The sequence below is a fragment of the Brevibacillus gelatini genome, assembly GCF_050920745.1.
Lineage (GTDB): Bacteria > Bacillota > Bacilli > Brevibacillales > Brevibacillaceae > Brevibacillus > Brevibacillus gelatini.
This window is the reverse complement of the sequence record NZ_CP154342.1, coordinates 1239580-1263127: the sequence shown is the minus strand read 5'-3', so window position 1 is coordinate 1263127 and position 23548 is coordinate 1239580. Positions and strand designations below refer to the sequence as shown.

The following is a 23548-nucleotide window of genomic DNA, read 5'->3' as shown; positions in this document are numbered from 1 at the left end:
TTACGCCGCAACCCGCTTCAGGCTACGTCGGCTCTCCATGCGCGACAGGAACAGGCTGAGCAGGAGAACGATTGCCCCGAACAAATACGGTGCGTTTACATGCACGCCGTACAGCGTCCCCGCTACCGCCGGGCCGAAAATATTGCCCAGGCTCATGTAGGCGTTGTTCATCCCGGCCACAAACCCTTGCTCATCCCCGGCCCGCTTGGAGATCAGCGTGTTGATCGCCGGGCGCATGATCGATGTCAGCGTGAAAAACAGCACGGTCAAGACGAGCATATACCAGAAGTTCCCCGACAACAGCATCAGCACCATCGTCACGGCCGAGCTGAAAAACGTCCAGTTGATAAGCTTCTTTTCCCCGAAGCGGGTAATCAGCTTGCCGATCAGCAGCGCCTGCACAATCGTTCCGGCCAGGGCACCCACGGTGATGATGATGGAAATGTCGCGCGGCGTGTAGCCGAACTTCGCGTCGACAAACAGCGGGAAGATCACTTCAAAGTTCGCCAGTCCAAAGGTCATCGTGAAAATCAGCACCAGCATGATGAAATACGACGAGTGAAACGATTTGCCGAGTTGCAGGAAAATGTTTTCTTTCTTTTCCTCCGCCTCGCGGGCTGCCAGCTGCTTTTCTTTTGGCAACGACTCAGACAGAAACAGCAAGGAGCCGATTGCCGCCACAGCACCGACCGCCGCCGAAATATAAAACGGCATCCGCAGCCCAAGCTCGGCGAGAAAACCGCCGATACCCGGCCCGATCACAAATCCGAGCGACATCGCGGCACCAAGCAGTCCCAGCCCTTTTCCCCGCTTGTCCTCGGTCGTAATGTCCGCCACATAGGCGAGCATGGAAGGAATCATCGAAGCTGCCCCGATTCCCCCGATCAAGCGGGAGAGGTAGAGCACCCATGTCTGCTCTGCCAGCGCAAAAACCAGATTGGAGATCGTAAACAGCGCCAGCCCGGATACGATCATGATTTTGCGGCCGTATTTATCCGACCATTCTCCCGCGATGGGCGAGAACAAAAACTGCGTCAAACCAAAGGCCGCCACCAAATAACCTGCTGTTTTTCCACCCGCGCCGAATTCCTTCAAAAACTCGGGCAAGATCGGAATAATCAAGCCAATTCCCAGCATGGCAATAAACATGTTTATCATGAGAAAAAGAATCGGTCGCCCGTTCCTCTCTGTGTTACTCGTATTCATTTATCCATTCCTATCCTTGTTGTATTTTTTTAGGCTGTAAGCTTCGCCTTCACGCTTTCGATCACCGTGCGCCAGATCGCAGGATCAGTCGTAATCTTCTCCTTGAAGGTGCGGTACAACTGCTTTTGCTTTTCTTCAAAATCAGGCGCATCCGCTGCAGGGAGCGTTGCGCGAGCCGCCGTAATCATCTCCTGCACCTCCGGCGAACGCGGTCCCCAGACACAGGCTTCGTTTCCGTCCTGGTCGAGGAAAATGAAAATCGGGATCGCCCGCGCCGTACCGTTGGTGAGATATTGGTCCATCAACTCCAGATTTTCGTCGCGGATGAGAAAGCGCAGCTCGATGTTGCTTTCCTCGGCGATACGCTGGATGACCGGAACGCACAAGGCCGCATCCCCGCACCAGTCGGCAGTCAGCACGACGCCTTTCCAGTTGCGCCCGGACAGCTCCTTCCAAAACGCCAGATCGTCTTCGGTAAACGTGAGCTGCTCGTAGACACGGCCCAGTTCCTCCTGATTGACGCTCATGCTCGCGCGATACTTGGCAAAGCTCATTCCTTTTTCGAACCACGTGCTTTGATTCACGGTAGACATTATTGATACTCCTCCTCTATTTGAAAAAAAATTACTGCTCCCAGATGGCCGAAGTTCCCAGACGGTTTTGCGCGGAAAAACTTCTCGGCTTGCGGCTTTGGCTTTCTGACGCTATTTGTTGTTTTTCCTGCAGCTTGGCAGTAAGCTCCTTGAACCACGCTTCGTCTTTTGTCACCAGCGCCAGGTCAATCAGGTCATGCAGTTGCTCCACGTCGTCAAAGGTGCCTGTCGACATGCGTTCCAGCCATGGCAGCGGAATGGCCACAAGCTTGCCAATCGTCTCTTCATTGTCGGATTTGACGACAAAAACACGAGCAATGCCCCGCCACGTATCGACGGTTTCCACGAAGCCTTGCACCAACTCGTCGTGCCTGGTCTTGCCCATTACCCAATCGCTGATTTCCAGCTTGGCATTCCGATTCATACGAACGCACCACCTTCAATTGTAGTTAAAAAAGTTACAGTTTCCAGTTAAAAATGTTGCCTGTCTACTGGCTGTCCTGTTCGCGGCACTTCCCTTGGCGAATTTTATCCAGAACCGTCTGAATCGTATGCTGCTCCAAATACTTCGTATAGTACAACTCCGCTTCCGTAAAAATCTGATCCATGACGTCGTGCATATTGGCGGACACGAGGCATGCTTCCTTCGGGTCACCGGGGCACCAGTGCGGCTTCAGCGTTCCTGTCGACATCGAACGGTAAATCGCGGCCAAAGTCACCTCGCCGGGGTTGCACGCCAGCATATAGCCGCCCCCTACGCCTTCTTTTGTCCTCACGAATCCGTTTTTACGCAGAATCCCCATGATTTTGCGAATTCTCGCGGGATGGGTGCATACATTTTGTGCAATAAGCTCACTGCTTGCCATATGTCCCGGTAAATGAGCCAACAAAGCCAAGCTGTGAACAGCTATCGTAAACTCACTATTCACGTCTGAGAAGGCTCCTTTCGCAAGAGTACTGTAATCTTAATTCTAACAGTTCGGAATGTCAATAACGGTTGGAAGTGTAACTGTTTTTGAAAGTGTATCGCTGTCGTCGTAACTGCACACTTGGCTGTTCGCTGCTGTTTTCACTGGCGCTGCCTTTGCCGGGATGCCGAGTGCCAACAAGCACAAGAAAAAGAGGCGGAAAAATCGCCTCCTGTCCTCCCGAGCACCCGAACCCGGCTTGCTTGTTTTTCGTGCCAGCTTTGCGGGGTTTTCTTTTGTTTAAAGCGGCTTTACCAGCAAAATCTCGTCGCGAATCGGAATCCCGTTGTCCGCGACGAGCGGGATTTCCGGCTTGATCGCCCGCGCTTTTTCCACGGCATTCACATACAGCTCGGACAACTGATAGCCCCGGCGCTGGTAAAAGCCCAACGCGTGCAGGTTGTCGTTGGTCGTCACCAACTTCATGCGCAGGCAGCCGAGTTCCCGCGCTGTCTGCTCCGCTTTTGCCAGCAGCCTGGAGCCAATCCCTTTGTTCTCCACCAGGCTGTCCAAAGAAATAATTTCGCACTCCTTTTCTTCCAGCACATAGCTGACGTACCCGCAAATCGCGCCGTCTTCGCCAAGGACAGCATACCCGTCCAGCTCGTCACAGCGAAAGACGCCGCTTGATATAACCATTTGCGGGCTGCCCCAGTTTTCGGTAAAAAAATCGGTAATCACACTTTTCGGCAGCTCGCTTGCTGCTACGATTTTCATCGTTGTCACCTCGTACACAGTCATGAGTGGGAAAAAAACCTGCTGTCGGCGCAGTCAGTCGTTTTGCTCCGCTTTGAAAGCTTACGGGCGCACCTTCAGCAATACTTTTCCCGTGCTCTGTCTGCTCTCCACCAAGGCGTGGGCGTTCGCAGCCTCTTTTAGCGAAAACACTTTGCCGATCTTGATGTCGAGCTTGCCTTCTGCCAAATAGCCAATGACCTGCCGGGCGGTATCTTGCAAAAGATGGGGGCGCAGCTTGCGCGTCGTGCCGAAGCTAAAGCCGAGCACCGAGCGGCAACTCGCGTGCAGATCGAGCGTGCGAATCTGTCCGATCTCCCCGCTCGCATTGCCGAAATGCACGAGTCGGCCGTACCAGGCGAGACACTCCAGGCTGCGTTCGCTCACTTGTCCGGAGATCGAGTCCAAAATGACGTCGGCGCCCGCTCCATCCGTCAGCTCTCGCACTTTTTCCACGAAATCTTCCTTGTCGTGGCAAATGACGTAATCCGCCCCCGCCTGCAAAGCCGCCTCTGCCTTGGCCGAGCTGCCGACCGTCCCGATCACGCGCCCTGCTCCCAACAGCTTCGCCAGTTGAATTGCGGTCGTCCCGATTCCGCCTGCCGCCGCGTGAATCAGCACCGTTTCCCCTTTGGCGAGCCGGCCGACTTTTGCCAGCAGTTGATAAGACGTAAACGACACCACCGGACAGGCTGCCGCTGTCTCCGTGCTGATCTCATCGGGAATCGCGAAGGTCAGCGCCTCTTCGGCAGCCACGTACTCAGCGTACGAGCCGTTTGCCGGAAAAGCGATGACGCGCTGCCCTGCTCGCAAGCCTTTTACCTCGGAACCGACCGCTTCAATGACTCCTGTCGCATCCAGTCCGGGAACAAACGGCAGCTTGGCCGCTCCTTTTTTGCCGTAGCGCGATTTGATGTCGGCGAAATTGACGCTCGTCATGTCTACGCGAATGAGCACCTGTGTAGGCGAAATTTCAGGCAGCTCGACATCCGTATAGATCATCTTTTCCGGCCCGCCCCATTCTGTTACCAAAACAGCTTTCATGAAAAATCCCTCCCGGTTGTGTCTTCTCCGCGCGAAAAACCGTTCATCCCGTGAACGGTTTTCTTGCCAAGGTTATGCTTGCAAGATCGCCATGACGGCAGCTTTTTTCTGCGCGTATTCCTCATCGGTCAACACTGGCGCAAACGCGCTTCTCGGCACTTCCACGAGCAGGTCGTGCCACGATTTGCAGCCTTGGTATGCGGCCTCAATCGGAATGATCGCGGGCTGCGCCAGCCGATACGTGCGCACGAACAAAATGTGCAGCGGCTGCTTTTTCTTCCAGTGCAGCCGCACGTCAGCAAAGTTGTCCGTCCAGATGTGATGCGGCGACAGCGCGCGCAGCCTGGCTTCGTCCATCAGCTCCACATCGTCTGTCACTTCCGCAAAATACTCGATGGCGACCGTCTTTTGCTCGCTCGACCAGCCGGCAAGCGTCGCGTCCAGCAGGTGATGATATTCCGGCTTTACCATATCGCGTTTTTGGTGCTCGTAAGTCGGATACAGGTAAAATAAATTGTTTTCCAATCGGAATTCTCTTGTTTCTTCGTATAGCCCGCCCTTGCGGATCGTAATCATCTGCTCGCCTTCCCCGAGCGCTTTGACGGCGACCGCCCATTCCTTCAGGCTCAAGGGGGACAGCGGCTGTGCGATCGTCTGCATACAGTACAGCTCCCTTCTTTTGTCAGAATCGGTTGGTGACTTTAGTCTAGCTGAATTCCGACCTGTTGGAAAGACATTTACAACAGTTGGTTCACATGCTGCATGGCGGTCGTCAGCCGCTGCGAACGGGGCTGTGCGAGAGGACGACGTACAGCTCGTCGCAGCGGCAGGCTGCCTGTGTGATCGCGTACACGTGTCCCTGGTGCAGCGGCAAAAACTTGCCGCCAAGAAAGCCTACGGTCCCCATACATGCCCCTCCTTCTGTGCGCGGTACTGCCGGATCCAGTTCACCAGGCCGTAGATGGCGTTGACCAAATACGCCGACCACATGACGAGAACCGAAATGTCGTTGCCTCCCGCCAAAAAGGCGACCACCCACATGTAGATCGTGAACAAGTCGATAATGATCCAGACGATCCATTGTTCGATCAACCGCTTCACCATGAAAATCATGGCGACAATCGAGAGTACGGCGGTGAGCGAATCAATGAACGGCAAGGCTCCGCCCATCTGCTGCAAAATGAACCCGCAGCTGAGCGTGGCGATCACGCACAGAACGCCCCACCCGATGCGCGCGGTCTGGCTCAGCACGGCAATCTTGACGTCGTTTTGCTGCTTTTCCGACAGCCTGTTTTTGCGCCACATGAAGTGAGCCAAATCCGCTCAAACCAGTTCCAGTCAGCAAAAAAGCCCCGCAGCAGTGCCATCATGCAAATCGCTCCTTGAACGCCCGCAGATTTTCCTGTCGCGTCGTCTTGTCGTAAATGGCAAATACAATTTCGTCAAACAGCTTCGCGTACCCTTCGTCGAGCAGCACTTGCGCAAAGTAGTCGGCCACGTCTGTTGCCTGGTTGCGAAAAACGCCGCAGCCGTACGCGCCCAGGATGAGCGTCCTGTTCCCGTGAATCGCGGAGACGCGCAGCACCTTGCGAATGCGCTCCTTCATGACAGGTTCGATCTGCCAAACGTTTTCCGGCTCGCGCTCGCGGACGACTCCCGCATTCACGGCCGGAGCAGTGACGAACGACAGCAGGTACGGCTGCTCCAATAGCCCGTCTGTCTGGTCGCGGATCACAGGAACAAGCGGCGAGTAAATCATGTAGTCGGAGTAAAAGCACGTTCTCTGCTGGCGGTTGTGCAGGTACATTTCCTCCATCTGGGCGATGCACGGATACAGCCCAGAAGCGCGCGCCAGGCTCTCTTCCTGTGCCTGGCTTCCGCCCAGAAACCCGCCGCCGGGATTTTTGGCCGAAGCGAAGTTCAGGCATACTGTGTTTTTGCGCTGTTCACGCACGATAAGCCGTTCGGCTGCGCCCAGGCTCGATTCGGCTGTCACCTGGATGGCGGCCCGCCCGGCATGCGCTGGAATCGCCAGCGACTCGGCGCCGAGATCGTCCGGCCGATACAGACGCGATTGGCGGATGGCGGCAGACAGCTCCGCCCCGAAGCTGACTTTTTCCCCTCTGCGATTCACGTAAAAGCCTTGCTCCAATATGGCCAGCGTCTCATGCGCGATTTTGGAGCGACGGTCGCGATTGTTTTGTGGATTCATGATTTTTTCCTCCTTGCAGGCACTATCTCCGATCCATCCACTCCGGGTTGAAACGGTAGTATTTGGATGGCCGATGTCCTGCGTGCTTTCTGTACTGATTCGTTTCCAGCACCTTGTCTGCCACTTTGCGGCGGAATGCCGCGGCGAGCAGCTCCTTGCCCAAAATGACTTCGTACACCTGCTGCAGCTCGCCGAGTGTAAACAGTTCCGGCATGAGGGCAAACGCAATATCCGTGTATTCGATCTTGCCGCGCAGCCGCTCCAGCGCGTACTGAATCATCTTGGCGTGATCGAATGCGATCCTGTTCGTCTCCACGATCTCCCGCGTCTCTCGCACGATCTTGCCCGAAACGGTTTTCGTCAGCTTGATCGTCGCCGACAATTCCTCCCGCTCGTTAGTGAGGCGCAGCTCGACCCATTTTTCGGTTACAGTACCGTCCGGTGTCTTTGTTTTCGTCTCCTTGAGCCATTTGTCTTCGAGGCGAAACCACTCGGCCTCGTCCGCATCGTCCCCCGCCTGCAAACGCAGCGCCGAGCTGTCCACCAACGCCATGTACGAGGTGCTAATAACGCGCGTCCGCGGGTCCCGGCCGACCTCTCCCCATGTGTACAATTGCTCAAGGTAAATATTGTCGAGGTTCGTTTCTGTAAACAGCTCGCGCGTGGCCGCTTCTTCCAGACTCTCGTGCGGCGAGACAAACCCGCCCGGCAGCGCCCATTGGCCCAAATACGGATGCTCGCCGCGCTTTACGAGCAATATTTTCAAAGACTTGGGCGAAAGCTTGCGGTAATTTTCCTCCACTTCATCCATCACGGTAAAAACGAGCATGTCGACAGTCACAGAAGGCCGCTCAAACTGGCTCGCGTCATACGTCCGCAAATACTCCTCTTCGCTTTGCCCCTGCTTATTGACAACCGGTTTTTTGGTCATGGAACCACCTCGTTTGCTTATTCGGCTATGTTATGGATTTTTTGTTATTAACAAATTGTTATTATCACTTTATTTACATCATATTACTGCTTCCTGTTTTTGGTGTCAAGCAACAAAATACGCTAGCTCGTCTTTTCACGCGGACAAAAGGAGCCGATCGCTTTTGGTCACGCCAACGCAAAAAAGCCTCTTGCCAGATGAATACCCTGACAAGAGGCTTTGGAAAAGTTACGCAGCGCGCGTTTGCGCTTTCACTTCCTGAATGTACTGTTCAGCTTTCTTTTGGTCAAACTGTCCTTCCCAACGGGAGATGACGACAGCAGCCAACGCGTTGCCCACTACGTTTACTACCGTGCGGGCCATATCGAGCAGACGGTCTACCCCGGCGATGAAAGCGAGTCCTTCCAGCGGGATCCCTACGGAACCAAGTGTCGCGAGCAGTACGACAAACGATACGCCCGGCACGCCAGCGATCCCTTTGGATGTTACCATGAGCACGAGCATCAAGGTAATCTGGGCGCTGATCGGCATGTCAATCCCGTACATTTGTGCAATGAACAGGGCAGCCAGAGCCTGGTACAGAGTAGAACCATCCAGGTTGAACGAATACCCTGTCGGGATGACAAAGGAAGTAATCGCCTTTGGACAGCCCATTTTCTCCATTTTTTCCATGATCTTCGGCAGTACCGTCTCAGAGCTGGAAGTGGAGTAGGCCAAGAGCAGCTCGTCCTTCAGAATGCGCAGAATGGCTGTAATTTTCACGCCGCTGATGCGTGCAACAGTTCCCAGCACGACGAGAATGAAGAACAGCATTGCCACGTGCACCAGAATAACCAGCTTGCCCAACGGAATGAGCGAAGACAGACCAAACTTGGAGACAGTCACCCCGATCAGGGCGAAAACGCCGAATGGCGCAAAACGCATGATCGTGTTTACGACCCAGAACATCGCGTCTGCCACACCCTGGAAGAAGGCAAGCACCGGCTTTCCTTTTTCTCCGGCGGCTGCAACCCCCAGTCCGAACAGGACGGAGAAGAAAATGATCGCCAGCATGTCCCCGCGGACGATGGCATCAAACACGTTTTTCGGAACGATATTCACGAACGTGTCAATCATGCTGTGACTTTGCGTTGATTCCGCAGTCTCTACATACGTATGGATATCCGTTTTCGCCAGACTGGACATGTCGACGCCCACACCTGGCTTGAACAGGTTCGCGGCCAACAGCCCGACGACAATCGCAATCGTGGTAACGATTTCAAAATAGAGGATGGTTTTTCCGCCGATTTTGCCAAGCTTTTTCATATCGCCCACACCCGCTACCCCGACAATCAGGGTGGCAACGACGATCGGAACGACAATCATCTTAATCAAGCGGAGGAATACATCGCCAATAGGCTGTAAATAGGTAGCCACTGCTGGATTGCCATAAAAAATCGCACCCACCAGGATACCCAGAATGAGTCCGATGACAATTTGAATTGCTAACCCAAATCGCTTCATTCTGACACCTCGCTAGTAAAAGTATGGAATATGGTTTTGACACGCTATAGACACACTCGCTTGAGTGAAGTGCTATATAGATGAGAATCATATCATGATTTTTTGGCTAATCCCCTTTTTTCTATTCTTTTTAGTCTTTTTATTTCTCTTTATTTTTTGACAAACGGCGCTTTTTGCCGGAAACGGGCGGACGCATTGTGTTGGATTCTCGAAAAATGATAAAATGAACCTATCATCACTTGCGGTCTCATTTTTCAGTTAGAATGGGGTACTCTCATGACAATCCGGAAAATGTTGCTCCTGGGCTTGTTGATTGCCATTGCCCTCTTTCTCTTGCCATACTCGGTTCCGTTTTTGCTTGCGCTTTTGACCGCCATTTTGCTGGAGCCGCTTGTCCTGTTCCTCATCGGCAAGGTCAAAATGAACCGTATGAGCGCGGTCAGCGTTTCGTTTCTGCTCTTCCTCGTTACGTTCGGCGTCCTATTGTACTGGATCACGACCCAGATCGTCATTCAGGGCATCGACCTGGCACAGCGGCTGCCCGCCTTTTCCCAACATTTGTTTGAACTGGTGGAATCGTATTTGCTGAGTTGGGAAAGCTACTACGCCACTTTGCCCGCCGAAACGGTCGTCCAGATTCAGGGCGTTTTTGCCGGGCTGAAAAACTGGGCGATCACCAGTGCATCCAGCATTGCCAAAGCCATTCTGGGCGTTGCGGCCATCATTCCGGGATTTCTCATCAGCACGATCATTTACCTGGTCGCGCTTTTTCTCATCAGCCTCGACTTGCCGCGACTGCGGGCTGGCTTCATGCGGATGTTCACCGTATCTGCCAGGGAAAAGGTCAACGTGGTGCTCTCCCAGTTGAACCGGGCGACCGTCGGATTTTTGCGGGCCCAGATCATCCTCAGTCTGATGACATTTCTGCTCTCCTTTGCGGGGCTATTGATTTTGCAGGTCAAGTACGCGGCGGTCGTCGCGCTGCTGATCGTGCTCGTAGATATTTTGCCGATTTTGGGCACAGGCTCGTTTCTCGTGCCGTGGGCGATCTACAACTTTTTGACGGGAAATACCCATCTGGCGATCGGGCTTGTCATCCTGTTTCTCATCATTACGGTCGTGCGGCGAATCGTGGAGCCGAAAGTGCTTGCTTCGAATCTGGGCATCAGCGCCCTGGCCGCGCTGGTCAGCCTGTTCCTTGGCTTTCAGGTGATGGGATTTTTCGGACTGATTCTCGGCCCTGCGCTCGTCATCATCTACGAAGCGCTGCGCAAGGCAGGCTTCCTGAACTTCAAAATTGACTTTTAGATAAAAGCGATAACCAATTGAAAATGTTGTCCGGACACACAAAAAAAGACGCCTGATTGCGTCTTTTTTTTCTCTTGCTTTCTGCTAAAAGCGCATCAACCTCGCGCCTAGCTTGCGTTCTTGTTCGTGTCAAGCTCGGCTTCAATGCGAGACTGTTTGGACGACTCGCCCATGCGCCAGTACGTTAACAGGCTGAGCGCAATACAGCCGGCGACATAGTAGTAGAACAGCGATTCGGAGCCGATGTTCTTCAAGCCGAGCGCGACGAACTCTGCGGTCCCGCCGAACACGGCAACGGTGATCGCATACGGGAAGCCTACGCCGAGCGCGCGAATTTCCGTCGGGAACAGTTCCGCTTTGACAATCGCGTTGATCGAGGTGTAGCCGGTGACGATGACAAGACCTGTCAGCATCAGCAGGAAGGCGACCATCGGGCTTGTCGTCTGCTCCATCATCAAAAACATCGGTACGGTAAACAGCGTCCCCAAAATCCCGAAGGCCATCAACAGCGGACGGCGGCCGATCCGGTCAGACAGCATGCCCGCAATCGGCTGCAGTACGACAAAAACCAGCAAGGCCACAAAGTTGATCCAGCTCACGGTTTCTTTCGGGAGACCCACTGTGTTGACCATGAATTTTTGCAAATACGTCGTGTACGTGTTAAAGGCAATGGTTCCACCGAGCGTAAGACCGACAACGGTCAGCACGGCTTTTGGATATTTCATCAGGGCACGCAACGTTCCTGCCTTCTCGCGGCTCTTTTTCTCCATTTTCGAAAACTGCTCGGACTCGTCCATCGAACGGCGCAGCCACAGAACAGCCAAGGCACCCAATGCGCCGATCACGAACGGAATGCGCCAGCCCCATGTGTGCATGTCGGCTTCGCTGAGCATTTGCTGGAGAACGATCTGTACCCCAAGCGCGAGCAACTGTCCGGCAATCAAAGTGACGTACTGGAAGCTGGAGTAAAAGCCGCGGCGGCCGCTGCTCGCCATCTCGGACAAATACGTCGCGGAGGTTCCGTATTCTCCCCCCAGGGACAAACCTTGCAGCAGTCGAGCGAGAACGAGAATAATCGGTGCATAAATGCCAATTGTACTATAGCCTGGCGTAAAGGCGATAATCAGGGAGCCACCCGCCATGACCGTAACCGAAAGCGTCAACGCTGCCCGTCTGCCGTGCCGGTCGGCATAGCGCCCCATCAGCAAGCTTCCGATCGGGCGCATCAAAAAGCCAATGGCGAAGACTGCCGCTGTGTTGAGCAATTGACTGGTCGGATCTCCTTTTGGAAAAAACTCGGATGAAAAGTATACCGCAAACGCAGAGTAGACGTACCAGTCATACCATTCAATCAGGTTGCCGATCGAACCTTTGAAGATGTTTCCCGTGATGCGTCGCGAACTGGCGCGATCGTTTGCATGATTCACTGTTCTTCCTCCTTGTTTTACATGCTGGCAAGAAACCGTCCCGTTTCTCCCAAAAGAAATGTAATCGGTTTCAAATGTAATCGCCATCATAGTATAGCAAGTTCTGTGCCAAGCTTATTCCGAACTGCCCATCCGCATCGGCTGGTCGGCGGACGAACCCCCAGTCTCTGTAGAATTTTTCGACGTGCCAGAATGTTTGTGCGAAGACAGTCTTCCAAACAAGCGTACACCCGCCCAGCCTTTCCCACGCAAAAACCCGGCAAAAAACTCCGGTCGAAGCGGAATTTATTGCCGGGTCGATCGTCTGTCCCGTACTTTTTTTCCTTTATGGCGTTTGTCCCTGCGGCCGCGCAAGCTCGGCGTAGTATCTCGCAGCGCCCGGATGGAGCGGCACGACCAGCTCTTTGCCCGCCGTTTGCCTGTCGATTTGCTTCGCGGCTTCGTGTGCGGCTTGCAGGGCATCGAGGTTTGCAAAAAAAGTTTTCGTCAGTTGGTACACCTGCTCTTCGTCCATGTCAGAGCGGACGAGCAAAATGTTGCGAATCGCGACCGTCGGGACGGCCTTGTCGTTTTGGTAGATGCCCGGAGGAATCTGGGCTTTTTCAAAAAAGGCAAAGCGCTTCGTCAGCTTCTCGATGTCAGCGGGCAAAATCGGCACGATCACCACGTCGTGGGAGGCTTGCAGGTCGAGAACAGCCGAATTGGGCAGCCCGGAGGTGACAAAGGCGGCGTCAATCGCGTTGTTTTTCAATTGCTCAATCGCCTCTGCGTACGAAAGGTACTCGGGCTGAATATCGTTGTAGGTGATGCCGTGCTCGTTCAAGATCATCCGCGCGTTGACCTCTACCCCGCTGTCGGGTGCGCCAACGCCGACCCGCTTGCCTTTCAGGTCGTAGACCGAATGAATGTCCCGGTCTTTGCGCGTGACGATTTGCACATAGTTCAGGTACAGCCCGGCAATCGCCTTCACGTGCACAGCAGGTCCGCTCGTTTGAAAGTTTTCCATGCCGCCCATGGCAAACGAAGCAGCGTCCGACATCGCAAAAGCGACATCCGCCTTGTCGTTCTCCAGCAGGTGAACGTTTTCCACGGAGCCGTCCGAGGAACGCACCGCCGTCTTGTAGCCGAGCTGGTTATGATACACCTTGGCCAACGCACCTCCGATGAGGTCGTAGGGGCCGGAAGCTCCCCCTGTCGCGATGGTCAAAAACGGCTGCACCTCGTCCGAATCAGGCTGTCTGGACTCCGGCTCCCGCGTGCAGCCGCCTGCCAAAAGCGCGAGACCGATGGCGATGACAGCCACGGTGAGCCATGCTTGGACCGTCCTCATTCTGCCCCTCGCAAATATTGCTTCAGCTTGTCGCGCAATCCCCGCTCGCTGATCGCCAGTTGCCTTGCTGTATTTTGCCGATGCCCCCCGTTTTTCTCCAGCGTATAGAGGATGTACCTGCGCTCCGCTTCCGCAAGCGTCAAGCCTTCCGGGAGCAACAGGCCGCACTCTGCCGCCTCTTTTGCTGTACCGCCGCCATGATTTTCGCGCACCGCTTCCGGCAGGTCGCGCGGTTCAATGACCTCATTTTCCGAGAGGGCTACTGCATATTCGAGCATGTTGGACAGCTCCCGCACATTGCCGGGATAGCTATAGTGATACAACATCCGCTTGGCTTCCGGGCTGAACGTTTTCTTGCGCACGCCCATGTTGGCCGAATACAGCGCGAGAAAATGCTCCGCGAGCAGCGGCACATCCTCCTTGCGCTCGCGCAAAGGCGGCAGATGGATCGGGATGACGTTCAGGCGGTAGTACAAATCCTCGCGGAAATTCCCTTTGGCGACTTCCTCCTGCAAATTGCGGTTCGTGGCGGAAATGATGCGCACATCCACTTCCTTCGGCTGCTGCGAGCCGATTGGCGTCACGACCTTCTCCTGGATGACGCGCAATATTTTCGCTTGCAAGGCGAGCGGCATCTCGCCGATTTCATCGAGAAAAATCGTGCCGCCGTCCGACCGTTCAAACAGCCCTTGCTGTCTGGCATAGGCCCCGGTAAACGCCCCTTTTTCATGTCCGAACAACTCACTCTCCAAAAGCGGCTCCGGGATCGCTGCACAGTTGATGACAGAAAACGCGCCCTTTTTCCGCTCGCCCTGGTAGTGGATCGCGCGGGCGACCAGTTCTTTTCCTGTGCCGCTCTCGCCTGTGATGAGCACATTCGTGCTGATGTCCTTGACCTTTTGGATCAATTGGAAAACTTTTTGCATGGCACTGCTCTTGCCGATGATGCCCGCATACGTTTCCTGCTGGCGCACGGCCTGACTCAGCACCTGAACCTGCTGGTGAAGCTGCTGGAAGGCGAGCGCCTTGCCGAGCAAAAGCTTGACTTCTTCCACATTGAGCGGCTTGGTCAAGTAATGGTAAGCGCCTGCCTTCATGGCCTCGACGGACGATTCGATAGAGCCGTAGGCCGTCATCATGATAACGACCACGTCCGGCCTTTTTTCCTTGATCTGACGCAACAGCTCCATGCCGCTTCCGCCGCGCAAATTCAGATCGAGCAAAATGCCGTCGATTGGCTCCTGCTCCAGCACTTGCAAGCTTTCCTCCGGCCCGGAAGCGGTAAACACGCGGTATTCGTCTTCCAGGGCGAAGGAAAGCGACGAACAGATGGCTCGCTCGTCATCAATGATTAAAATGTTCATCGCCTGTCCCTCCTTTGGCAAATATCAGGAAAAACGTGGTACCCGTCCCAGGCTCGCTTTGCACGGCGATCTCTCCCCCGTGCTCATGCATGATTTTTTGGCTGAGGTACAAGCCCAGTCCGATCCCCTGGCTTTTCGTCGTGTAAAAAGGCTGGAACAGATGAAGCAGCTCCTGCTCACCGATCCCCGCCCCGGAATCGGCAATCGCCAGACAAACCGTCTGTCCTTCTCTCGGCAGCACGGAAAAGGTCAGGCACCTGTCCTTTGCGTGGGCCATCGCTTCAATGGCGTTGAGCAGCAGGTTTATCAGCACCTGCTTGATGCGGTCGCGATCAACGAACACATCCACATCAAGTCCAGGCTCCAGCACAACCTGTATCCGTTCGCTGTCGAGCCGCTTCGCAAACAGTCCCAGCACGGACCGCACCAGCCCCCGCAAGTTTTCCCGCTTTTTCTGCATCGGCTTTTCCCGCGAGTAGTCGAGCAAATCTTCAATGATCCGGTTCATCCTCGCCACTTCTTCCGGCACGTGCTCGACCAGCTCTCTGCGGAAGCGCTCGTCGTTCAGTTTTTTCGGCAAAAGTTCGGCAAACGTCTTGATCGCCGTGAGCGGATTGCGGATTTCGTGGGCGATACCCGCGACCAGTTCGCCCAGCGCGCGCATTTTTTCCTGCGCGATCAGCCGCGCCTGCAAATGCTTTTGCTCCGTCCGATCCTGCAGACAAAGAATGCCGCCGACCTGCTGGCCCGCTCCGTTGCTTAAGGCGGCGAGGTAGTAATGCACAATCCGGCCTGTTCCATCCCCGAGATGCAGTTCACCTTCGAGCATATGCCCGTCCCCCATTTGCAGCGCCTGCCGGATCGGGAGTTGCGGCAGACAATCCCATACGGACATCTGGGCGTCCTTTTCCATTTTCCCAAGCAATTTTTGTGCCGCGTGATTGATGAGCGTAATTTTGCCTTCCCGATCAAAGGACAAAATTCCGTTGTCCACGCTGTTCAAGACTGTCGTCTGAAAAGCGAAGCTGTCCGCCAGTGCGGCTGTTTGCCTTCGGACCGCTTGTTGCAGACGGCTGTTCCAGAAAAAGCTCCCCGCCAGTACGACTACGACGATTCCCATCACGATAAGCAGCCCGTACACGAGCTTTCGCCACCAGTCGATTGCAAACGCACTGTACGGCTCCAGATACTGCGAATACAGCTGCTCGTATTTCCCGTTCTGGTGCAGCCGGGCCAAGCCTTCGTTGAGCTTGTTGACCAGCTCGTAGTTGCCTTCGCGGACGGCAAACGCATAGTCGGATGGCGGAATCAGTCCGGTGCGAATCCGGTAGTCTTGCTGCCTGCCGGTTCCCTCCAGCACGTACTCCGCCGTCCAGCGGTTGCCCAAAAACACGTCTGCGCGGCCTAAAAAGAGCATGTCCAGCGCATCCGGCTGACTGAAGGCGACCAGTCTTTTGCCGCCGCGAATGTTTTCCAGCTGGACGATGCCTGCGTCGTCTCGCTGAATCGCCACGACTTTTCCGCGCAAATCGTTGATCGCAGAAATCTCCCGGGCGGCTGCCGGAACGACCAGCGCGTCGGCCGCCGTCAGGTAGGAGTCGCTGAAGTCGAACAGCGTGTCGCGCGTGCTCGTATATTTCATGCCGACGACCACGTCCAGCTTGCCTTCCGTAAGCCAGGCGACCGTATCCTCCCAGTCCAGAGGCACATACTCGATCTGATAGCCGCGCAGGGAGTCCATGCTGCGGATCAGTTCGATGTCAAAGCCGGCCGCCTCCCCGTTTTTATCCACATAAGACAAAGGCGGCAGCCTTTTGTCGAAGCCGACGCGAAGGACGCGCTCCTCCTCCGCTTGCGCTTTTGCAGGCATAGCTGGCGGCCAAAAAAGACTAAAGGTAGATAATGCCAAAAGTACAGCTATCTTTTGCAAAAAAAAGCCCGCCTCCTTCCTCGCACAGCTGTTGCCTGCCCTGTTTTGCCGATCTGTTACCAAGCTTATTATGGACGAAGCCACCAGGCTTGAAAAGAATCCTGCCCGCGAAAACGAAAACAAGCCGATCCTCTCGTCCGAAGAGAGTCGGCTTGCATTTGTTTTTTCTTATGCTGTGCTTTTAGGCAAACAGGCTAATCAGGTTTCCGTCCGGGTCCTTGACAATCGCATAGCGCTGCCCCCAGACGGCATCCCACGGCTCACGGTGGCCCTCATAGCCATGCTCGATGATTTTGGCATACAATGCATCCAGGGCAGCGGCATCGTCGCACAAAAAGGCCAGCTCGATTCTGTGCCCGCTCGCCGGCTCCCATCCGCCGTACACGCTTTTTGCGATCTCCACCGTGTCAAAAGCCAGACGCACGCCATCCTGTGCGACTTCTACGTGATGCTCGTCGTTCGCCTGCTCCGGAATGTCAAGCCCGAGCACACGGTAAAAGTCCAGCGCCTTTTTCATGTCCTGCACGACGATTCCTACCATATCCAGCTTGATTCCCATTTGCTTTCCTCCTGCGTTTTCGACGTATTTCCCGCCAGACCGCTTCACGCGCGGGCGAGGTTCTTTTCCAACAATAGCAGACAAGCCTAGTCGTTTGCTTGTAAAAAACGGACAACTTGTCCCTTCTGCGCCCGCGCTCCACGCACGGCGAAAATTCCGCCCGGCGTCTCGCCGTAGTAGGCGCGAAAGCTTTTGCTGACATGCGACTGGTCATAGTAGCCGCATTGTACGGCTGCGTCTGCAAGGGAAGCAGCCTGCCCTCTGGCGAGCAGTTGCAGCAAGCTTTGGAACTGGATGATGCGGGCCAACTCCTTCGGCCCGATGCCGAGCGCCTGCTGAAACATCCGCACTGGTCGGTATCGTCTCATCTCGTTCTCCGTTTTCGTTCGCATTTTGCTTTTCCTAGATCATATTTTCCCCGCCATTGCCCGATTCCCTGCTCACTTTTTTCCATTTTGTTGTATATGTTAGCAAGAATGGAACTTTGATCTTTGCAAAAAGGCGAGGTGTCTGACTTGATCCCCTCCTCCAAATGGAGCCTTCATCAGTTTTTTTCCAAAAGCCCGCACATTCGTCCGTATTTGCCCCCTACCGACTTGTACCAGCCCGCTCTGTTGGAACCATATCTTTCCAAGTACACGACCGTCTACATCAAGCCGACGCGCACCCATATGGGCAAAGGCATCATGCGCGTCTCCAAAGCAGCGGATGGCTACCAGTTTGTAAAAGAGCGCGGAGAGCCTGTACGGGCAGGCTCGCTTGCGGAGCTGAAGCAGCAGCTTGCCCGCCAGTGCACCGAAAAAAACTACATCATCCAAAAAGGGCTGGATCTGGCTGAGCTGAATGGCCGTCCGTTCGACATTCGCGTCATGATGATGCGCAACGGTCTCGGGAAATGGCAGTATGCCGGGATGCTGGCAAAAGTAGCCGGGTCTGACAGCGTCATTACGAACGTCGCCCGTGGCGGCGGCTATGCCGTGACCGTTCCTTACGCTCTGGCCAAATCAGGAGCAGTTGCACCGGAAAAAATCAAGGAAGTCGTCTCCCGGCTGATCCGGGTCAGTCACCGCGTCTGCGCCCACTTCAACAAGTACCGCCACAGCGCACAGATCGGGGTTGATTTCGCCATCGACAAAGCGGGCCAGCTCTCGATCATCGAGGTCAACTACGACTTTCCTTCTCACGCCCTGTTTGCGAAGCTCAAGGACAAAACATACTTTCGCACCATCAAGCGGCTGCATTATCAGTACAAAAACCGGGTGAAGCGCAAAAAGAAAAACGTTTGAGGAAAGAAAAAAAGCAAGCCGCACCAGATGGCCGGTTTGCTTTTTCATTTGCGTCTGTTGATCGGTCAAGCTTGTTGTTATTCGTGCGCCAGTGCCGCTCCGTTTGAATCCAGCATGGAGGTGCAATGCGGGCAACGGGTCGCCTTGATCGGAATGGTCGTGATGCAATGCGGGCATTCCTTCGTCGTTTCCGGCGCTTTGACCACTTCCTGCTTGCGCTTGAAGCGGTTCAACTGTTTGATAACGATGAAGATGGAAAACGCGATAATCAGAAAATCAATGACAGAATTCAGGAAAAGACCGTAGTTGAGAGTCGCGGCCCCGGCTTTTTTTGCTTCCTCAAGCGTGTTGTAATCGGCACCGTTCAACGTGATAAACAGATTCGTAAAATCAACCTTGCCCAACAAGAGACCGATTAGCGGTGTAATAATGTCGTTTACCAGCGAGGTGACGATCTTTCCGAAGGCACCGCCGATGACAACCCCGACAGCCAGATCCAGCACATTTCCTTTTAAGGCAAACTCTTTAAACTCTTTCCACATCAAAAATCCTCCTTTTTTCCGTGACAGACAGGCTGCAAATAATGCCGGATAAAATGTTTTTTTGCAAAATGCGTTGTCCCTATGCTATCTGAATCGGCTGCAACCGTCAAATGCCCGTACACATGCGTCCTCTCTCCTATTGAAACAAGTTTGGGACTATTTTAAACTATTTTCTAGTTTCGACATGATTCGTCAACATCCACACTTTTATCAGACTGGATTGTACATTTTTCGACAGTCTTATGAAAAAGGAGCAGATGACATGCCCCCAGTGGAAAACCACGTAGCCGAAACGCTTTTACTCGCCAAAAAGCAACTCATCCGCGCGATCATCCAATCCAAGACAAAGCCATATTTGCCTGTGTGGGGAGAGCTTTTTACTTCCTTGCGCGATATTGCCAGAATCGGACAAGAGACGAAGGAAAATATCAAGCTCTACTCGCTGCAACCGACTGGCTCCATGTGGTATTTGTACAAGGAAAACCGCTTTCACGCCGACCTGCCTGATCCCGGCATCTCGATCTCGCTCTCGCAGGAGCAACTGATTGAAGCCTTGCTGAAAGGCAGCTTCTCCCCGAAAATTACGTCTGCTTAAACCAAACAAAAAATCCCAGGATCGCTTCCTGGGAAAAGGGTAGTACGAAAGTATTCACGTGAATACCCTCATTCTATATCGTTGGACCCATGTGGTCCAGCTGTACATTTAGGTAATAGTACCTATTGTATCCACTTTCAAAACATGGGGTTCGTTGCAAGTCCGGGCCGTCTGCGCCGGGCCTGTCGCGCAAAATTTGCCGCGCTTTAAAAAAAGAGGCGGCCCTCCTGCACAGTTTTGGTACCGCCATCCCGAACTTCCCCAAGTTCGTTCATAATGGAATTGTACTATGAATCTCTCTTATCGAAAAGTGTCAGCTTTTGTTTTATAGCGAAATATTGGGAAACGACTTCATTTATTCGTAGCGAAGCGCATCAATCGGTTTCATCTGGGCAGCCTTGCGTGCAGGGTAGACGCCAAAGATCACGCCAACCAAAGACGAAGTCAAAAATGCGTACAAAATCGGGGTCACGCTGATCGAGGTGGCCAGCGAGCCGAGCTTGCTGACGAGGAGCGCCGCCCCAACCCCGATGACGATTCCCAAAATGCCGCCGATCAGACTGAGCGTGACTGCCTCGATCAAAAACTGGCGCATGATGTCCCGGCGCTTGGCTCCAATCGCCTTGCGAATCCCGATTTCACGCGTACGCTCCGTCACGGACACGAGCATGATGTTCATCACCCCGATCCCTCCGACAATCAGCGAGATCGCCGCAATGCCGGACAAGAGCGTCGTCATCGAGCTGGATACTTCCTGCGCCGTGCTCAAAATATCGGATTGGGACGTGATGCGAAAATCGTCTGCCGCTTGCGGCCGCAGGTTGTGCTGGGCGCGCAGCGTCTGGCGAATGTCCTGCTGCGCCGTGTCCATCAAGTCGGAGGACGCAGCCGAGACGTAGATCGTGCCGACGTTTTTGCCGCCTGTCAGCCGGCTCATCGCGGTCGTAATCGGAATGATAATCCTGTCGTCATTGTTCGTCATGCCCGAGCTGCCCTGGCTTTTCAGCACACCGATGATCGTAAACGGCACGCGATTGATCTGCACCGTTTGCCCCACCGGGTTTGTCGTCGTGTCTTTGAACAGGTTGCTGACGACCTCAGTCCCGACGACTGCGACATTAAACTGCCGCGTCACCTCGAAGTTCGTGAAAAACCGCCCTTGTGCCACCTCAGCATTGCGCACGCTTAAAAAATCGGCGGTCGTTCCTTCCAGCATGCTGGAATAGTTGCTGCTGCCCCAGACGATCTGGGCGCGCCCATTGACGCTCGGCGCGACTCCCGCTACCGATTCGTTTTCCGCGATCGCTTCTGCGTCCGCCATCGTCAGCGTATTCAGCGACCCGGCTCCCAGGCTGACCCGCCCTTGCGTCGCCTGTCCTGGCGAGACAATCAGCAGATTGCTGCCCAGGCCGTTGATCTGCGAGGCGACAGAAGAGGAAGTCCCCTCCCCGATCGCGACCATCGCAATAACAGCGGCTACGCCGATAATAATGCCCAGCATCGTGAGCACAGAGCGCAAGCCGTTTGTCCGGATGCTGCGAAACGATATGCGTACACACTCGATCAAGCTCATGTTCTCACTTCCTCTGCCCACGCTCTTCTGCGCTCTTTTACCACTTCGTCGGCGATGATCTGTCCGTCGCGAAAACGGACAATCCGCTTGGCATACTCGGCAATATCCGGTTCGTGCGTGACGAGAATAACCGTCTTGCCTTCGTCATTGAGCCGCTGGAAAATGCCCATGATCTCTTCGCTCGTCTTCGTATCCAATGCGCCAGTCGGCTCGTCCGCGAGCAAAATGACCGGATCATTGACCAGCGCCCGGGCGATGGACACCCGCTGCTGCTGGCCGCCTGACAGCTCGTTTGGCTTGTTGTACAACCGCTCCGCCAGCCCTACGCTGACCAGCGCCCTGATCGCTCTCTCCCTGCGCTCTTTGGCAGGCGTGCCGCCGTACAGCATCGGCAGCTCGACATTTTCCACCGCTGTCGTGCGCGGGAGCAGATGGAAGTTTTGAAAAACGAAGCCGATTTTCTGATTGCGGATCTCGGCCAGCTCGTCATCGTGCGCCTCGGACACAGGGTAGCCGTCCAGGAAAAACTCCCCCGACGTCGGCTTGTCAAGGCAGCCGATCACGTTCATCATCGACGACTTGCCCGAGCCGGACGGCCCCATGATCGCCACAAAGTCGCCTTCCTCAATAGTCAGACTGACACCGCGCAGTGCGTAAATTTCCTGGTCGCCGATCTGATACTGCTTTTTCAGGTCTTCGATTTGTATGACTGGTCTCATCTTCTCATCGTCCCCTCATCTGGCCGCCTCCGCCGCCGGGGAAGACGCCAAAGCCGGGCATTCCGCCAGTCATTCCGCCTCCCATGCGGACACCGTTTTGATTGGCTGTCGACGAGCTTGTACTTGTGCTGATCGGGATGACGACTCTGTCCCCTTCCTTCAGGCCTTCCACCACTTCCACCCGATCCGCCGCAAAGAACCCGATCTTGATCGGCACGAACTGGTACGGCATGGAAGCCATTCTGCCTTCTCTTGCGGTCGTGCGTTCGCCTGCCTGATTCCCTTGCGGCTTTGCTTGCGCCTCTGACCTGGCCTCGGACTGTCCACTGGCATTGCCCGCTGCTTTGGCACTGTTCTCGCCTGCGGACATCAGGTAGACGCCGTCCTTGCCGTTTTGCGTCTGCAAGGCAGCGGCTGGCAAGTACAGCACATCTTTGTGCGTTCCCAGTTCAATCGTAACGTTCATCGTCATCCCGATCTTCAGCTTGCTGTCCTTGTTTGTGACCGATAGCAGCACATCATAGCTGGTGACACCGGAATCCGTCTTCGCCTCCGGGTATATCAGCTTGACTTTTCCGGAAAACGTATCATCCGGATACGAGCTGGTCGTAAACGACACGGGCAAACCTTCTTTTACTTTTCCGATGTCGCTCTCGCTGATCTGGGCCAGCACCTCCAGCTCACCGGAATCGGAATTGTCCATAATAATAAAATCATTGCCTGGAATCTCGCCGACGTTGCCGTTCACCTGGACGATCACCCCGTCCATCGGCGCTCGCAGCGTTACGGCGTTCAGCGCCTTTTGCGCTTTTTGCAGCTCGGCCTTCGCCTGTTCTACGGCAGCCTTCGCTGTGAGAACCGTCGCCGCATCCGGCCCTTCCAGTGCTTCATTCAACGCCTCCTGTGCCGTCTGGTAGGAAGCGAGTGCCTGCTCGACCTTTACGTCAGACTGCGAGTTCGTCTGCCCGGCTGTCAGCACCGCCGAATTGTAATCCCGCTTCGCCTGCTCCAAAGCGTTGCGCGCGTTATCGTACTCGGTCTGCGAGATCGCCCCTGCCTCAAACAGCACCTTTTGCGAGTCAAACGTTTTCTGGGCGTTGTCGAGATTGTCCTTCGCCTTGGCGAGATCGTTTGTCGCCTTTTGCCCGTCGATATTTTTCTTCGCCAGCTCCAACTCGTTTTTTGCCTGCGTGACAGCCGCCTGCAGCGAACTGATCTCAGCCGCGCTCTTGCGCTTTTGCGCCTCTTCCAGCTTGGCTTGTGCAGACAGCAAATTCGCCTGGGCGTTGTTCACCTGGATTTTGGCGACGGAATCATCCATCGTAGCCAGCACTTGCCCCGCCTTCACGCGATCGCCGATTTTGACCTGGATCGTCGAGATGGCATCCTTGGCGTCTTCTGCGTCTGAAAACGAGAGCGAGGAGCGCTTGGAAGCCTGGACGGTCCCGGACGCCAGCACGCTTTCCGAAACATCACCCCTTTTCACCGTGACGATCTGATACGCTGCCTGCGCCCGTTCCGGTGTCAAAAGCGTCTGGTATCCGAACACGCCTCCTCCCGCAATCACCGCGACAGCCAGTCCGATGATGACCCATTTCTTCTTGCTATTTCGCGTCCCCGAAAACAACGTCCGCTTTTTCTCCGATTGCGTCACACCAAATCCTCCTGCCATTGCAAAATGACCGGGAAGCAGCTTGGCTTCCCTGTAGCGATCAATATACGG

25 protein-coding genes are annotated in these 23548 nt (G+C 54.7%); 3 read left to right on the top strand and 22 right to left on the bottom strand.

Annotated features, from left to right (window positions below; all coding sequences use genetic code 11):
- The 12 genes from AAFJ72_RS06360 to AAFJ72_RS06305 all read right to left on the bottom strand — a co-directional run bounded on the left by AAFJ72_RS06360 (position 1) and on the right by AAFJ72_RS06305 (position 9192).
- Complete coding sequence (locus AAFJ72_RS06360; protein ID WP_432776473.1) at positions 1-1206, bottom strand: MFS transporter; 1206 nt, start codon at positions 1204-1206, stop codon at positions 1-3.
- 29 nt (positions 1207-1235) lie between these two features.
- A complete protein-coding gene (locus AAFJ72_RS06355; protein ID WP_432776472.1) occupies positions 1236-1799 on the bottom strand; it encodes a thioredoxin family protein in 564 nt (187 codons plus the stop codon).
- A gap of 31 nt (positions 1800-1830) precedes the next feature.
- Positions 1831-2223 (bottom strand): IDEAL domain-containing protein, encoded by a 393-nt coding sequence (locus AAFJ72_RS06350; RefSeq protein ID WP_432776471.1) that lies wholly within the window; start codon positions 2221-2223, stop codon positions 1831-1833.
- A 64-nt stretch (positions 2224-2287) separates the two neighbouring features.
- A complete protein-coding gene (locus tag AAFJ72_RS06345; protein ID WP_432776470.1) occupies positions 2288-2728 on the bottom strand; it encodes an RrF2 family transcriptional regulator in 441 nt (146 codons plus the stop codon).
- A 279-nt stretch (positions 2729-3007) separates the two neighbouring features.
- Positions 3008-3484: a GNAT family N-acetyltransferase gene (locus AAFJ72_RS06340; RefSeq protein ID WP_432776469.1), complete on the bottom strand. Its 477-nt coding sequence runs from the start codon at positions 3482-3484 to the stop codon at positions 3008-3010.
- Positions 3485-3565: 81 nt separating this feature from the next.
- Complete coding sequence (locus AAFJ72_RS06335; protein ID WP_432776468.1) at positions 3566-4546, bottom strand: quinone oxidoreductase family protein; 981 nt, start codon at positions 4544-4546, stop codon at positions 3566-3568.
- A 72-nt stretch (positions 4547-4618) separates the two neighbouring features.
- A complete protein-coding gene (locus AAFJ72_RS06330) occupies positions 4619-5206 on the bottom strand; it encodes a DUF1802 family protein (protein ID WP_432776467.1) in 588 nt (195 codons plus the stop codon).
- A 112-nt stretch (positions 5207-5318) separates the two neighbouring features.
- Positions 5319-5453 carry an adenylyltransferase/cytidyltransferase family protein gene (locus AAFJ72_RS06325; RefSeq protein WP_432776466.1) on the bottom strand — a complete coding sequence of 45 codons (135 nt, stop codon included), beginning with the start codon at positions 5451-5453 and terminating at the stop codon, positions 5319-5321.
- Complete coding sequence (gene pnuC, locus AAFJ72_RS06320) at positions 5441-5851, bottom strand: nicotinamide riboside transporter PnuC (RefSeq protein ID WP_432776465.1); 411 nt, start codon at positions 5849-5851, stop codon at positions 5441-5443. Before pnuC ends, AAFJ72_RS06325 begins: the two co-directional genes overlap by 13 nt.
- 61 nt (positions 5852-5912) lie before the next feature.
- Positions 5913-6758: a TIGR02452 family protein gene (locus AAFJ72_RS06315; protein WP_432776464.1), complete on the bottom strand. Its 846-nt coding sequence runs from the start codon at positions 6756-6758 to the stop codon at positions 5913-5915.
- A gap of 22 nt (positions 6759-6780) precedes the next feature.
- Positions 6781-7689 (bottom strand): NUDIX hydrolase, encoded by a 909-nt coding sequence (locus AAFJ72_RS06310; RefSeq protein WP_432776463.1) that lies wholly within the window; start codon positions 7687-7689, stop codon positions 6781-6783.
- Between the two features lie 228 nt (positions 7690-7917).
- Positions 7918-9192, bottom strand: a complete 1275-nt coding sequence (locus tag AAFJ72_RS06305; RefSeq protein WP_432776462.1) for a cation:dicarboxylate symporter family transporter — start codon at positions 9190-9192, stop codon at positions 7918-7920.
- 276 nt (positions 9193-9468) lie between these two features.
- Between AAFJ72_RS06305 and ytvI the strand changes: the two genes are divergently transcribed.
- Complete coding sequence (gene ytvI / locus AAFJ72_RS06300; RefSeq protein WP_122904879.1) at positions 9469-10500, top strand: sporulation integral membrane protein YtvI; 1032 nt, start codon at positions 9469-9471, stop codon at positions 10498-10500.
- A 107-nt stretch (positions 10501-10607) separates the two neighbouring features.
- Here the strand turns inward: ytvI and AAFJ72_RS06295 are convergent, their stop codons facing one another.
- The 6 genes from AAFJ72_RS06295 to AAFJ72_RS06270 form a co-directional block, all read right to left on the bottom strand.
- Positions 10608-11927 carry an MFS transporter gene (locus tag AAFJ72_RS06295; RefSeq protein ID WP_432776461.1) on the bottom strand — a complete coding sequence of 440 codons (1320 nt, stop codon included), beginning with the start codon at positions 11925-11927 and terminating at the stop codon, positions 10608-10610.
- A 325-nt stretch (positions 11928-12252) separates the two neighbouring features.
- A complete protein-coding gene (locus AAFJ72_RS06290; protein WP_432776460.1) occupies positions 12253-13257 on the bottom strand; it encodes a TAXI family TRAP transporter solute-binding subunit in 1005 nt (334 codons plus the stop codon).
- Positions 13254-14621, bottom strand: coding sequence for a sigma-54-dependent transcriptional regulator (locus tag AAFJ72_RS06285; protein ID WP_432776459.1), 1368 nt, complete (start codon positions 14619-14621; stop codon positions 13254-13256). Before AAFJ72_RS06285 ends, AAFJ72_RS06290 begins: the two co-directional genes overlap by 4 nt.
- A complete protein-coding gene (locus AAFJ72_RS06280) occupies positions 14602-16551 on the bottom strand; it encodes a transporter substrate-binding domain-containing protein (RefSeq protein WP_432776458.1) in 1950 nt (649 codons plus the stop codon). The genes AAFJ72_RS06285 and AAFJ72_RS06280 overlap by 20 nt, the downstream gene beginning before the upstream one ends.
- 181 nt (positions 16552-16732) lie before the next feature.
- Positions 16733-17110 (bottom strand): VOC family protein, encoded by a 378-nt coding sequence (locus AAFJ72_RS06275; protein WP_122904874.1) that lies wholly within the window; start codon positions 17108-17110, stop codon positions 16733-16735.
- Positions 17111-17196: 86 nt separating this feature from the next.
- On the bottom strand, positions 17197-17502 hold the full coding sequence (locus tag AAFJ72_RS06270; RefSeq protein ID WP_432776457.1) for a helix-turn-helix domain-containing protein: 306 nt from the start codon (positions 17500-17502) through the stop codon (positions 17197-17199).
- A gap of 123 nt (positions 17503-17625) precedes the next feature.
- Here AAFJ72_RS06270 and AAFJ72_RS06265 point away from each other — a divergent pair, with 123 nt between their 5' ends.
- Positions 17626-18396 (top strand): YheC/YheD family protein, encoded by a 771-nt coding sequence (locus AAFJ72_RS06265; RefSeq protein ID WP_432777155.1) that lies wholly within the window; start codon positions 17626-17628, stop codon positions 18394-18396.
- 77 nt (positions 18397-18473) lie between these two features.
- On the opposite strand, the gene mscL is transcribed toward AAFJ72_RS06265, so the two are convergent.
- Positions 18474-18938 (bottom strand): large conductance mechanosensitive channel protein MscL, encoded by a 465-nt coding sequence (gene mscL, locus AAFJ72_RS06260; protein ID WP_122904873.1) that lies wholly within the window; start codon positions 18936-18938, stop codon positions 18474-18476.
- Between the two features lie 262 nt (positions 18939-19200).
- Between mscL and AAFJ72_RS06255 the strand changes: the two genes are divergently transcribed.
- Positions 19201-19533, top strand: a complete 333-nt coding sequence (locus AAFJ72_RS06255) for a hypothetical protein (RefSeq protein ID WP_432776456.1) — start codon at positions 19201-19203, stop codon at positions 19531-19533.
- A gap of 355 nt (positions 19534-19888) precedes the next feature.
- On the opposite strand, the gene AAFJ72_RS06250 is transcribed toward AAFJ72_RS06255, so the two are convergent.
- The 3 genes from AAFJ72_RS06250 to AAFJ72_RS06240 are packed head-to-tail and all read right to left on the bottom strand — an operon-like array spanning position 19889 to position 23479.
- The gene (locus AAFJ72_RS06250) at positions 19889-21106 is read right to left on the bottom strand and encodes an ABC transporter permease (protein WP_432776455.1); all 1218 of its coding nucleotides are present in this window, start codon (positions 21104-21106) and stop codon (positions 19889-19891) included.
- Entirely contained in the window at positions 21103-21825 is a 723-nt protein-coding gene (locus tag AAFJ72_RS06245; protein WP_432776454.1) for an ABC transporter ATP-binding protein, read from the bottom strand. Before AAFJ72_RS06245 ends, AAFJ72_RS06250 begins: the two co-directional genes overlap by 4 nt.
- A 4-nt stretch (positions 21826-21829) precedes the next feature.
- Positions 21830-23479, bottom strand: a complete 1650-nt coding sequence (locus AAFJ72_RS06240; protein WP_432776453.1) for an efflux RND transporter periplasmic adaptor subunit — start codon at positions 23477-23479, stop codon at positions 21830-21832.
- Positions 23480-23548 lie beyond the last annotated feature (69 nt).

Excerpts from the sequence above, each read along its gene's own strand:
- AAFJ72_RS06360 (WP_432776473.1), bottom strand. The coding sequence starts at position 1,206 with ATGAATACGAGTAACACAGAGAGGAACGGGCGACCGATTCTTTTTCTC.
- AAFJ72_RS06355 (WP_432776472.1), bottom strand. The coding sequence starts at position 1,799 with ATGTCTACCGTGAATCAAAGCACGTGGTTCGAAAAAGGAATGAGCTTT.
- AAFJ72_RS06350 (WP_432776471.1), bottom strand. The coding sequence starts at position 2,223 with ATGAATCGGAATGCCAAGCTGGAAATCAGCGATTGGGTAATGGGCAAG.
- AAFJ72_RS06340 (WP_432776469.1), bottom strand. The coding sequence starts at position 3,484 with ATGAAAATCGTAGCAGCAAGCGAGCTGCCGAAAAGTGTGATTACCGAT.
- AAFJ72_RS06335 (WP_432776468.1), bottom strand. The coding sequence starts at position 4,546 with ATGAAAGCTGTTTTGGTAACAGAATGGGGCGGGCCGGAAAAGATGATC.
- AAFJ72_RS06330 (WP_432776467.1), bottom strand. The coding sequence starts at position 5,206 with ATGCAGACGATCGCACAGCCGCTGTCCCCCTTGAGCCTGAAGGAATGG.
- AAFJ72_RS06325 (WP_432776466.1), bottom strand. The coding sequence starts at position 5,453 with ATGGGGACCGTAGGCTTTCTTGGCGGCAAGTTTTTGCCGCTGCACCAG.
- pnuC (WP_432776465.1), bottom strand. The coding sequence starts at position 5,851 with ATGTGGCGCAAAAACAGGCTGTCGGAAAAGCAGCAAAACGACGTCAAG.
- AAFJ72_RS06315 (WP_432776464.1), bottom strand. The coding sequence starts at position 6,758 with ATGAATCCACAAAACAATCGCGACCGTCGCTCCAAAATCGCGCATGAG.
- AAFJ72_RS06310 (WP_432776463.1), bottom strand. The coding sequence starts at position 7,689 with ATGACCAAAAAACCGGTTGTCAATAAGCAGGGGCAAAGCGAAGAGGAG.
- AAFJ72_RS06305 (WP_432776462.1), bottom strand. The coding sequence starts at position 9,192 with ATGAAGCGATTTGGGTTAGCAATTCAAATTGTCATCGGACTCATTCTG.
- ytvI (WP_122904879.1), top strand. The coding sequence starts at position 9,469 with ATGACAATCCGGAAAATGTTGCTCCTGGGCTTGTTGATTGCCATTGCC.
- AAFJ72_RS06290 (WP_432776460.1), bottom strand. The coding sequence starts at position 13,257 with ATGAGGACGGTCCAAGCATGGCTCACCGTGGCTGTCATCGCCATCGGT.
- AAFJ72_RS06285 (WP_432776459.1), bottom strand. The coding sequence starts at position 14,621 with ATGAACATTTTAATCATTGATGACGAGCGAGCCATCTGTTCGTCGCTT.
- AAFJ72_RS06275 (WP_122904874.1), bottom strand. The coding sequence starts at position 17,110 with ATGGGAATCAAGCTGGATATGGTAGGAATCGTCGTGCAGGACATGAAA.
- AAFJ72_RS06270 (WP_432776457.1), bottom strand. The coding sequence starts at position 17,502 with ATGCGAACGAAAACGGAGAACGAGATGAGACGATACCGACCAGTGCGG.
- mscL (WP_122904873.1), bottom strand. The coding sequence starts at position 18,938 with ATGTGGAAAGAGTTTAAAGAGTTTGCCTTAAAAGGAAATGTGCTGGAT.
- AAFJ72_RS06255 (WP_432776456.1), top strand. The coding sequence starts at position 19,201 with ATGCCCCCAGTGGAAAACCACGTAGCCGAAACGCTTTTACTCGCCAAA.
- AAFJ72_RS06250 (WP_432776455.1), bottom strand. The coding sequence starts at position 21,106 with ATGAGCTTGATCGAGTGTGTACGCATATCGTTTCGCAGCATCCGGACA.
- AAFJ72_RS06245 (WP_432776454.1), bottom strand. The coding sequence starts at position 21,825 with ATGAGACCAGTCATACAAATCGAAGACCTGAAAAAGCAGTATCAGATC.